General features: G+C 30.5%; 9 protein-coding genes and 1 riboswitch. All 9 genes read left to right on the forward strand.

Annotated features, from left to right (window positions below; genetic code table 11):
* Window positions 1-6 precede the first annotated feature (6 nt).
* The 9 genes from pstB (at window position 7) to B3Z56_RS08810 (ending at window position 11,021) form a co-directional block, all read left to right on the forward strand.
* Complete coding sequence (pstB, locus tag B3Z56_RS08770; RefSeq protein WP_346848326.1) at window positions 7-756, forward strand: phosphate ABC transporter ATP-binding protein PstB; 750 nt, start codon at window positions 7-9, stop codon at window positions 754-756.
* 60 nt (window positions 757-816) lie between these two features.
* Window positions 817-1,470, forward strand: coding sequence for a phosphate signaling complex protein PhoU (gene phoU / locus B3Z56_RS08775; RefSeq protein WP_346848327.1), 654 nt, complete (start codon window positions 817-819; stop codon window positions 1,468-1,470).
* Window positions 1,471-1,668: 198 nt separating this feature from the next.
* Entirely contained in the window at window positions 1,669-3,003 is a 1,335-nt protein-coding gene (locus B3Z56_RS08780; protein WP_346848328.1) for a DUF512 domain-containing protein, read from the forward strand.
* Window position 3,004: 1 nt separating this feature from the next.
* Window positions 3,005-4,324, forward strand: coding sequence for a ribosome biogenesis GTPase Der (gene der / locus B3Z56_RS08785; RefSeq protein WP_035132691.1), 1,320 nt, complete (start codon window positions 3,005-3,007; stop codon window positions 4,322-4,324).
* 128 nt (window positions 4,325-4,452) lie between these two features.
* Entirely contained in the window at window positions 4,453-5,454 is a 1,002-nt protein-coding gene (locus B3Z56_RS08790) for an NAD(P)H-dependent glycerol-3-phosphate dehydrogenase (protein WP_346848329.1), read from the forward strand.
* A 135-nt stretch (window positions 5,455-5,589) separates the two neighbouring features.
* Entirely contained in the window at window positions 5,590-6,540 is a 951-nt protein-coding gene (locus B3Z56_RS08795) for a M15 family metallopeptidase (protein WP_346878610.1), read from the forward strand.
* A 138-nt stretch (window positions 6,541-6,678) separates the two neighbouring features.
* Entirely contained in the window at window positions 6,679-8,157 is a 1,479-nt protein-coding gene (gene spoIVA / locus B3Z56_RS08800; protein WP_346848331.1) for a stage IV sporulation protein A, read from the forward strand.
* A 266-nt stretch (window positions 8,158-8,423) separates the two neighbouring features.
* Window positions 8,424-9,407: an asparaginase gene (locus B3Z56_RS08805; protein WP_035132697.1), complete on the forward strand. Its 984-nt coding sequence runs from the start codon at window positions 8,424-8,426 to the stop codon at window positions 9,405-9,407.
* Window positions 9,408-9,493: 86 nt separating this feature from the next.
* Window positions 9,494-9,593: riboswitch (purine riboswitch) on the forward strand.
* Window positions 9,594-9,665: 72 nt separating this feature from the next.
* Complete coding sequence (locus B3Z56_RS08810; RefSeq protein ID WP_346848332.1) at window positions 9,666-11,021, forward strand: NCS2 family permease; 1,356 nt, start codon at window positions 9,666-9,668, stop codon at window positions 11,019-11,021.
* Window positions 11,022-11,093: the final 72 nt, after the last annotated feature.

Here is an 11,093-nt window from a genome sequence, read left to right on the forward strand (position 1 = left end):
AATATAATGTCAATAATATCTGTAAAAGATCTTAATTTACACTATGGAACAAATCATGCTCTTAAAAATATAAATATAGAAATAGATAAGAATAGTGTTACAGCTTTAATAGGTCCATCGGGGTGTGGAAAGTCTACTTTTCTTAGAACTTTAAATAGAATGAATGATTTAATTGATGATGTAAAAATAGAAGGGCAAGTTTTTTTTGAAGATAACAATATCTACAAAGAGCTAAATGAAATAGAATTAAGAAAAAGAATAGGAATGGTATTTCAAAAACCAAATCCATTTCCAATGTCTATCTATGATAATATTGCCTATGGACCTAGAATTCATGGAATAAAGGATAAAAAGAAGTTAGATGAAATTGTAGAGAAATCTCTTCAAGGAGCAGCTCTTTGGAAAGAGGTAAAGGATAGGCTTAAAAAAAGTGCTATAGGATTATCGGGAGGTCAACAACAAAGACTTTGTATTGCCAGGACCATAGCTGTTGAACCTGAGGTCATACTAATGGATGAACCTACTTCTGCATTGGATCCAATATCAACTTCTAAGATAGAGGAACTTATGGACGTGCTTAAAGAAAAATACACTATAGTCATAGTAACTCATAATATGCAACAAGCAGGACGTATATCAGATAAAACAGCATTCTTCTTAAATGGAGAAATTGTGGAGTATGGAAAGACAGAAGAGATGTTTCATATGCCAAAGGATAAGAGAACAGAAGATTATATCACAGGAAGATTTGGTTAATAATAGAATGAAATTAGGTAGTTATCAATAATTAAAATTTATAAAGTGTAGGTGAAGAAGATGACAAGAAATAGTTTTGATCTTAAATTACAACAACTTCATGAAGATTTAATGGCCATGGGTGAGGCTGTAGCCAAACAAATAGAAGATAGCATTGATGCATTAAAAAAACAGGATGAAATCTTAGCAGAAAAAGTAATTCAAAAGGATGATGTAATAGATGACTTTGAAGAAGATATAGAGGATAAGTGCATAAAACTAATGGCTACAGAGCAGCCCTTAGCCAGTGATTTAAGAAGGATATTTATCACTACAAAGATCATAACTGATTTAGAGAGAATGGGAGACCATGCTGTAGACATAGCTAAGATTTCAAAAAAACTTATAGGAGAAACTTATATTAAGGAACTTATAGATATACCTAATATGGCTAAAATTGTAGAAAAAATGATTAAAGACTCTTTAGAGGTATATATAACTACAGATATAAATAGAGCTCATGAAGTAAGTAAAATGGATGATCAGGTAGATAGATTATTTAAGAGTATATTTGATGAATTACTTGTAATAATGAGAAATGATCAAACTACTATAAATCAAGCTAGTCAATTTTTATTTATATGCAAGTTTTTGGAACGCATGGCAGACCATGCTACCAATATTTGTGAATGGACTATATATTTAGAGAGCGGAGAAAAACTAAAATTAAATTAATTTAAATCCACCTTCAAATTACAAGTTGGCTATGTGTAGTCAGCTTTTTTATTTTACTTAGAAATTAAATTATATTTTTGTTGAAAAATAGAAAGCTTTGAGGTAATCTTAATGAGGTGCATTGACTAGGGAATATAATTAAGATAATATAACATAATAGTGGTATAATCATGCTATAGGAATGAAGGAGATACAAATATGAAAAATGAAATAAGTAAGGTTATTCCAAATTCTATTGCAGAAGAAGTAGATATCGAGGTTGGAGATAGACTTTTAAGGATAAATGAAAATGATGTTAAAGATATAATAGATTATAAATTTCTTATTACTGATGAAGTACTTCTTTTAGAAGTGGAGAAGAAAGATGGAGAGATTTGGGAAATTGAAATTGAGAAGGATTATGATGAAGATTTAGGGATAGTATTTAGAGAAGGAATTATTGATAAACCTATGACATGTCATAATGATTGTATTTTTTGCTTTATAGATCAATTACCGAAAGGAATGAGAGAAACTTTATATTTTAAGGATGATGATTCTAGACTATCCTTTTTACAAGGAAATTTTTTAACTTTAACTAATATGAAAGAAGAGGATATAGAAAGAATAATAAAATACAAGATAAGTCCTATAAATGTATCTGTACATACTACAAATCCAGAACTTAGAGTTAGAATGCTCAACAATAGATTTGCGGGTAAAATATATGATATACTTAAGAGGTTATCAGCAGCAGGAATAAAGATGAACACTCAAATTGTTTGCTGCCCAGGAATTAATGATGGAGAAGAATTAGTTAACTCTATAGAAGATTTATATAGACTTTATCCTAATGTTAATAGTGTAGCAGTAGTACCCTTAGGGATAACTAAGCATAGAGAAGGATTAAAAAAGCTAAATTTATTTACACAAGAAACTTCTTTAAAACAAATCAATTTAGTTAAAGAGCTACAAAAAAAGTATTATGAAGAAAGTGGAACACCCTTTGTTAGATTGTCAGACGAATTTTATATAGTATCAGGTGAACAATTACCAGACTCTGAGCATTACCAAGGATTTGAGCAAATTGAAGATGGTGTAGGAATGGTAACTCTATTAAAGGATACCATAGATACTACACTTCCAGATTTAAAGAAAGATGGAGTGGGATCTTTTACCTTTGTAACAGGGGCTTTAGTTTATCCTGAAATAGTACATATAAAAGATAAAATTCAAAGGTTAAATAATAATATAAATATTACCGTAGAGGAGATACCAAATAAGTTTTTTGGAGAGACTATAACAGTAACAGGGCTTTTAACAGGAGTAGACATAATAAACACACTTAAAGAAAGAGAAGTTGGAGACTATATAATAATACCCGATAACGTCCTTAGAAAAGGATATGAACTTTCTAATTCAGATGAAGCCATACTGTTAGATGATTATACTGTGGAAGATTTGTCTAGAGAATTAAATAGAAAAGTTATTATTTGTGATTTCACAGGAGATGATTTAATAACTATAATAAATGAACATTTAAGGGAGGATTAATATGGGAAAACCAGTAGTTGCTATTGTTGGAAGACCAAATGTAGGTAAGTCTACACTTTTTAATAAATTAGCAGGAAAGAGAATAGCTATAGTAGAAGATACACCAGGAGTTACAAGAGATAGAATTTATGCAGAGGCTGAATGGCTAAGACATAACTTTACAATTATTGATACTGGTGGAATTGAGCCAGAAAATGAAGACATTATAATGGTTCAAATGAGAAGGCAAGCAAATATTGCTATTGAAACAGCAGATGTAATTGTATTTATAGTAGATGGTAAAGCCGGTCTTCATCCATCAGATTATGAAGTGGCACAAATGCTTAGAAAATCAGGAAAACCAATAACATTAGTAGTAAATAAAATTGATAGAAGAGAATTAGAAGATAATGCTTATGAATTTTATAACTTAGGTATAGGTAATCCAGTAACTATTTCAGCGACTCAAGCATTAGGTCTTGGAGATATGCTTGATGAAGTTGTAGCTCATTTTGATGAGTTGGGAAGTAGCGAAGAAGATGAAGAATACATAAAAATTGCCATGGTGGGTAAGCCTAATGTTGGAAAATCTTCACTTATAAATAAGTTACTAGGTGAAAATAGAAATATAGTAAGTAATATTCCAGGCACCACAAGAGATGCTATTGATAGTAAATTAGAAACTGATGAGGGTAAATTTATATTAATAGATACTGCAGGATTAAGAAGAAAAAGTAAAATTAAAGAAGAGATAGAAAGATATAGCGTTATAAGAACTCTTACAGCCATAGAGAGAGCTGATGTATGTATATTGATTCTTGATGCTACAGAAGAGTTAAGTGATCAAGATGAAAAGATTATAGGATATGCCCATGAACTTAATAAGGCAATAGTTGTAATAGTTAACAAATGGGATTTAATTGAAAAAGATGACAAGACTATGAATGACTATAAAGCTAGAATCGGTAGAGGATTATCTTTTATGCCATATGCTAATTATCTATTTATATCTGCATTAACAGGTCAAAGGGTAAACAAAGTTTTAAATGTAGCTAAAGAGTGCTACAATAATTATACCAAGAGGATAGCTACAGGGGTATTAAATGATGTGGTAAGTAAAGCTGTACTTATGAATGAACCTCCAGTAGTTGCATTAAGAAGACTAAAAATTTATTATGTAACCCAAGTGGATATAAAACCACCTACATTTATATTTTTTGTAAATGATCCAGCTTTACTACACTTCTCTTATGAGAGATATTTAGAGAATAAGTTAAGGGAAAGTTTTGATTTTAAAGGTACTGGAATAAAAACTATATTTAGGAAGAGAAAAGAAGATTAATAAAAGTTTTATATCCTTTATTACAAATGGATTTTTAGTAAATAAGAAGAAATTAATAGAGACAATGAGAATAAATAATATAATATTTATTCTCATTGTTTTATATAATTTAAGAAAGTAGGGATAAGGTGAATAAGATTTCTTTTATAGGAGGAGGAAGTTTCGGTACAGCTTTAGCTGTATTACTTTCTAAGAAAGGGGCAGAATGTTCTGTATGGTGCCATAGTGAAAGCACAGTTAATGATATTAATATAAAAAGAGAAAATGCAAAGTATCTTAAGGGAATTGCCATACCAGAAAAAGTTACTGCCTATGGTGATCTTGAAGAAACTATAGAAAATAGTAATATAATAGTTCTTGCAGTACCTTCAAAGGCTATTAGAGAGATTTCAAAAAAAGTAGAGCCTTTTCTTAAAGGTGATGAAATAATTGTAACTGTGGCTAAGGGCATAGAAAATCATACATTAAAAAGAATGTCAGAAATAATTGAAGATGAAATAAAAGGTCATCCTGTAGTAGTGCTATCAGGTCCTAGTCACGCAGAAGAAGTAGCAATGAATATACCTACTACAGTAACGGTATCATCAAAGGATATGAAAGCTGCAAAAAAAATCCAGGATGTATTTAGCAATAATACATTTAGAGTTTATACAAATAATGATCTTATTGGAGTGGAAATAGGGGGAGCTTTTAAAAATATCATTGCCCTTGCTGCTGGGATTTCAGATGGCATTGGATATGGAGATAATACTAAAGCAGCTCTAATGACTCGAGGTATGAGTGAAATAATAAGGGTTGGAACTAAGCTCTCAGGAAAAGCTGAGACATTCTATGGGCTTACAGGAATGGGTGATTTAATAGTTACTTGCACTAGTATGCATAGTAGAAACAGAAGAGCAGGAATATTAATTGGAAGTGGAAAGACAATGGAAGAAGCCGTAAAAGAGATAGGTATGGTTGTAGAAGGAATTGAGGCTGTTAAAGCCTTTCATGAATTAAAATCTAAAACTGATGTAGATATGCCGATAACTACTGCATTGTATGAAGTTCTTTTTAAAGGTAAGAATGCTAAAGAATGTGTTACAAAATTAATGGGAAGAAAATATAAGGATGAAAACAATGAATTGTAAACATTTATTTAATTAAAATATTTTATTTTGATAATATCTTAATATTTGATATAATGATATAAGGTTAGATAGATGAGAATTAATTTTATTTTCAATGAAAAATTGAAGATAAAGGTAGGAGGCTAACAAAAACGTATGTTGAATAATAAAAATTATACAAAGAAAAAAAATGCATTTTATAAAAGAAAAGATATTTTCTATAAAAAGAAATCAGGTTTTAATAATGGAACTACAATAATTATTGGGTTGTTATTTTTAGTGGGTATAATGATCGGACTTGTGTTAAAGGAAGATTCAAAAGTCCTTAATACAGCTAATATATTCAACAATGATTATGAGAATAAAACTTCTAAATATAGCCAAGGGAAAACAACACCTTCTAGGGGCAATAGTATTAATGAACATGAATATAACGATTTAGAAGAAGTACCTGATTTAAATGACTCTACAGTTAGCGCTACCTTAACAAAGGATGAGATAAATGAAATAAAAAATATTATTAATAGTGATACGACAGGATTATATACATTGGTAAACAAAGAAAATTTACTTTCTAAGGAGTATATGCCAGGTAATTTAGTTATTCCGAATATCAACTTAGTATCTGAAAGAAGTAATGAAAAAAACCTAGTTAGTGGAACTATGATTGAAGATTTAGAGCAGATGTTTTATGATGCTCAAGAAGAAGGTATTAATTTATTTTTAAGTAATGGATTTAGAGGATATGATTCTCAGACATATATCTACAATGAGGATATTCAAAATAAAGACAGTGAACATAGTGAATATGTAGCAAAACCTGGTGAAAGTGAACATCAACTTGGATTAGCTATTGATATTACTAGCAGAGATATGGCCTTTGATTTAAATCAATCCTTTGAGAATACCAAAGAAGGTGCTTGGGTTCTAGAAAATGCTTATAAGTATGGCTTTATTTTAAGGTATACTAAGACTAAAGAAGATATAACAGGTTATAAATATGAGCCATGGCATTATAGATATGTTGGAAATAAAACAATTAGTAAACTTTGTCACAATAAGGACTTAACATTAGAAGAATTACTTAGTTATGCTAAAAGTGAATAATTTAATTTAAAAACTTATCAAGTATTAAAAGTTTTCCTTTGAAAATAAAAAGGGGAACTTTTTTATTTTATTAATGCATAATATTAATTCTATATCAATATATATATAATGTTAATATGTAGTTGCGGGAGGGTAGCCTTGGAAAATTTTGATATATATAAAGATATAGCAGAAAGAACTCAAGGGGATATATATGTGGGGGTAGTTGGACCAGTTAGAACAGGTAAATCTACTTTTATTAAAAAGTTCATGGAACTAATGGTTATACCTAACATAGAAAATCCTCATAAGAAGGACAGAGCAAAAGATGAATTGCCACAGAGTGGATCAGGAAAATCTATTCACACTACAGAACCTAAATTTGTTCCTAATGAGGCTGTAGAAATTCAGTTTGAGGACGGAGTGAAATTTAAAGTTAGAATGGTTGACTGTGTTGGATATATAGTAAAGAATGCATTAGGCTATACAGAGGCTGATGCACCTAAAATGGTTTCTACTCCATGGCATGATTATGAAATTCCATTCGAGCAAGCGGCAGAAATAGGAACTAAGAAGGTAATAACAGATCACTCTACAATAGGTATAGTTGTAACTACAGACGGAAGTATCACAGGCTTAGATAGGGAGGATTATGTAGATGCTGAGGAGAGAGTTATAAAGGAGCTTAAAGAGATAAATAAGCCATTTATAATAGTTCTAAACACTGTAAATCCAAATTCAGAAGAGAGTAAAGGACTAGGAAGGGAACTAGAAGAAAAGTATGATGTTCCTGTAAAAGTTATGGATGTAATGAATATAGGAAATAATGAGATTACAGAAATATTTGATACAGTTCTAAGAGAGTTCCCGGTAAAAGAAATAAATATTGATATGCCTCAGTGGATGGAGAGTTTAAATTCATCTCATTGGTTAAAGGTAAACATAATGACTATTCTAAAAGCCATGTGTAAAGATATCTATAAAGTTAGAGATGTTAAGAGATGTCTTGATGCCTTTAAAGGAATTGAATTCTTATCAGACATAAAAGTTAAAGAAATGAACATGGGAGAAGGTACTTCCTGCGTGGATATTAATCCAAAACATGAATTATTTTATAAGATTCTTGGAGAGATTTGTAATACTAATATAAAAAATGAAAATGATTTATTAAATATTATGGAGAGTTTCTACAAGGCTAAAATAGAATATGATAAGGTTGAGGAGGCATTAAAAGAAGTTAATGAGACAGGTTATGGATTAGTTGCACCACAGCTTACTGAAATGAAACTAGAAGAGCCTGAAATTGTTAAGAAGGGTAATCAATATGGAGTAAAACTAAAAGCCTCAGCTCCATCATTACATTTAATTAAAGCTGATATTGAAACTGAAATTCAACCAATAATGGGTAGTGAAAAACAAAGTGAAGAGTTCTACAAATCAATTTTAGAGCAATTTGAAAATGATCCTTCACAAATTTGGCAAAGTAACATGTTTGGAAAGTCTTTAGAAGAATTAGTTAAAGAAGGACTTCAAAATAAACTTTACAAAATGCCTGAAGATGTGCAAATTAAACTTCAAAAAACCCTTCAGAAAATTATTAATGAGGGAAATGGTGGACTTATCTGCATAATTATCTAATGAATGTTAAGACATTTTCTTTAAATTCAAAAATATAGTTTTGAAATTAATATTAAATTCAAAACTATATTTTTTATTGTATAATTCTAAACATTGTAATATATTTAATTATGTAAAAGATTTCATTGGAATGATTATAATGGATAAGGTACATTTACAATGCCCTTGATAAAGAGATATAATTAAAATTGATTATAAACAAGTTAAGTGTAATTGAACTTTTATTTTGGATTGTAAATAATAAAGATTTTGGAGGTACATAAAGTATGAGTAAAGTTGTAGTAATATTTAATGGTGGAACTATATCTATGAAGGTAGATGAAAAAATAAAAGCAGCGGTGCCTAATTTAACAGGTGAAGAAATAATGTCTATGGTAACAGGTATTGAATCCTATGCAGAAGTAGAATCATATACATTTTCTAGCCTTCCAAGCCCTCATATGACCCCAGATATAATGATGGAATTATCAAATTATGTTAAGAAGTTTTTAGAAAGAGAAGATGTAGATGGAGTAGTAGTTACCCATGGAACAGATACTCTTGAGGAAACAGCTTATTTTTTACAGCTAACTATAAATAGTGAAAAGCCAGTAGTAGTTACGGGTTCCATGAGAAATAGTTCTGAGCTAGGATACGATGGACCTGCTAACTTAGCAGCATCAATTTGTACTGCTACATCTAAAGAGTCAAGAAATCGTGGAGTAATTGTATGTTTAAATAATGAACTAAATTGTGCTAGTGAGGTTACAAAGTCTCACTCTATGCACCTTAATACGTTTCAAAGTCCAGAATTTGGGCCAATAGGCATTGTTGACAGTAATGAAGTAAGGTTTTATAGAGGAAGCACTACAAAGGAATATATAAATACTGATGTAATAGAAAATAATGTTCAGCTTATTAAATCCTGTGCAGGAATGGATGGAACACTTATAGATTATTGTGTTAGTCAAGGTGCTAAGGGATTAGTAATTGAAGCTATGGGGAGAGGCAATATTCCACCGTTAATGGCTAATTCTGTAGAAAAGGCTATAAATAAAGGTGTGGCAGTAGTTATAGTTTCCAGGTGTTATAAGGGGAGAGTTCTAGATAGTTATGGTTATGAAGGCGGAGGAAAACAATTAAGAAATATGGGTGTTATATTTGGGGATAGCATGCCAGGGCAAAAGGCTAGAATAAAAATGATTTTAGCCTTGGGAAAAACAAGGAATTTAGACGAAATAAGAGAAGTGTTTGAAAAAGGACATTATTAATATACGAACATTATAAATAAAAATAAAATTAATATACGTAAAAATCATTGACATAGGTATATAAAGTTGATATTATAATCTTGGAAAAAGAAATAATCACTAATTTTCATATAGGTCTAATGCGATGGATTAGATGTTTCTACCGGATACCGATAAAATCCGACTATGAGAATTCCTATGTTAAAAAAACTGTCACTGGGATTCTTATCCAGTGACTATTTTTTTGCAATAATACATATTAATAGGAGGACAAGTATTATGGAAAAATTTTTTAAGTTAAAAGAAAATGGTACCGATGTAAAGAGGGAAGTTGTTGGTGGATTAATAACTTTCTTAACTATGGCGTATATAATAGCCGTTAATGCTAACATATTAGGAGATCCTGGTGTTGGAATGAATCCAGGAGCAGTTGTTACAGCAACTTGCCTAGCAGCTGGTGTTACTACTATTTTAATGGGAATCTATGCCAATCTACCATTAGGATTAGCTTCAGGTATGGGACTTAATGCATTCTTTGCATATACAGTAGTAATGGAAATGGGGATATCTTGGCAAATAGCGTTAACAGCAGTATTTGTAGAAGGAATTATATTTATTTTATTATCATTAACAAAGGTTAGGGAAGCTATTGTAAATTGTATACCAACTAACTTAAAATATGCAGTTACTGCAGGTATTGGACTATTTATAGCATTTATAGGTTTTGGTAATGCTGGAATAGTAGTTGGAAGTGAAGCTACAAAGGTAACCATGGGTAGCTTAGTAAGTCCAACAGCGTTAATTACAATATTAGGTGTAATGGTTATAGTAATTTTATCTAAAAAAAATGTAAAAGGTGCAATACTTTGGGGAATGGCTGCTAGTGCTATAGCTGCATGGATATATGCTGCTTTATCACCAGAAGCTGCTACAGCTGCAGGAATATATTTACCAAAAGGTATTTTAAAGTTTGAATCTATAGCACCTATTGCAGGTAAATTAGATTTCTCAGTATTCACTAATGCGGGAACTATATCAGAATTTATTTCAGTTGTGTTTGTATTCTTATTTATAGACTTCTTTGATACAGCTGGAACTTTAGTTGGAGTAGCATCAAAGATTGGAATGATAGATAAAGATGGTAAAGTTAAAAATGCAGGGAAGGCATTACTAGTAGATGCAATTGGAACAACTTTTGGAGCTCTTGTAGGAACATCTACAGTTACAACTTATGTAGAGAGTTCTGCTGGAGTTGCATCAGGAGCTAGAACAGGTCTTTCAGCAGTAGTTACAGGAATATTATTCTTACTTGCTATGTTCTTATCACCATTATTTGTTGCTATACCAGGTTGTGCAACAGCACCAGCTTTAATTATTGTAGGGTTCTTCATGATAGAATCAGTTAAAAATATAGATTTTTCTGATTTCACTGAAGGTGTACCAGCGTTCCTTACTATAGCATTAATGCCTATGACATATAGTATTGGAGATGGATTAATGATAGGAATGTTATCTTATGCTATATTAAACCTAATAGCTAATATTACAACTAGGGAAGCTAAGGATAGAAAACAAGTATCTTTCGTTGTATATATTCTAGCAATAATATTCTTATTAAAAATAATCTTTGGTTAAATAAAGTTTTAAATGTATATTTATTAATATCAGTGATGTTATTGAACTAATTTATAAATAAGGGACATAAGC

This window comes from Clostridium sp. UBA7791 (assembly GCF_002480755.1).
In the GTDB taxonomy this organism is placed as follows: Bacteria; Bacillota; Clostridia; order Clostridiales; family Clostridiaceae; genus Clostridium_J; species Clostridium_J sulfidigenes.

Coding starts and splice junctions, on each gene's coding strand:
- pstB (WP_346848326.1), top strand. CDS start 7: ATGTCAATAATATCTGTAAAAGATCTTAATTTACACTATGGAACAAAT.
- phoU (WP_346848327.1), top strand. CDS start 817: ATGACAAGAAATAGTTTTGATCTTAAATTACAACAACTTCATGAAGAT.
- B3Z56_RS08780 (WP_346848328.1), top strand. CDS start 1,669: ATGAAAAATGAAATAAGTAAGGTTATTCCAAATTCTATTGCAGAAGAA.
- der (WP_035132691.1), top strand. CDS start 3,005: ATGGGAAAACCAGTAGTTGCTATTGTTGGAAGACCAAATGTAGGTAAG.
- B3Z56_RS08795 (WP_346878610.1), top strand. CDS start 5,590: ATGTTGAATAATAAAAATTATACAAAGAAAAAAAATGCATTTTATAAA.
- B3Z56_RS08805 (WP_035132697.1), top strand. CDS start 8,424: ATGAGTAAAGTTGTAGTAATATTTAATGGTGGAACTATATCTATGAAG.
- B3Z56_RS08810 (WP_346848332.1), top strand. CDS start 9,666: ATGGAAAAATTTTTTAAGTTAAAAGAAAATGGTACCGATGTAAAGAGG.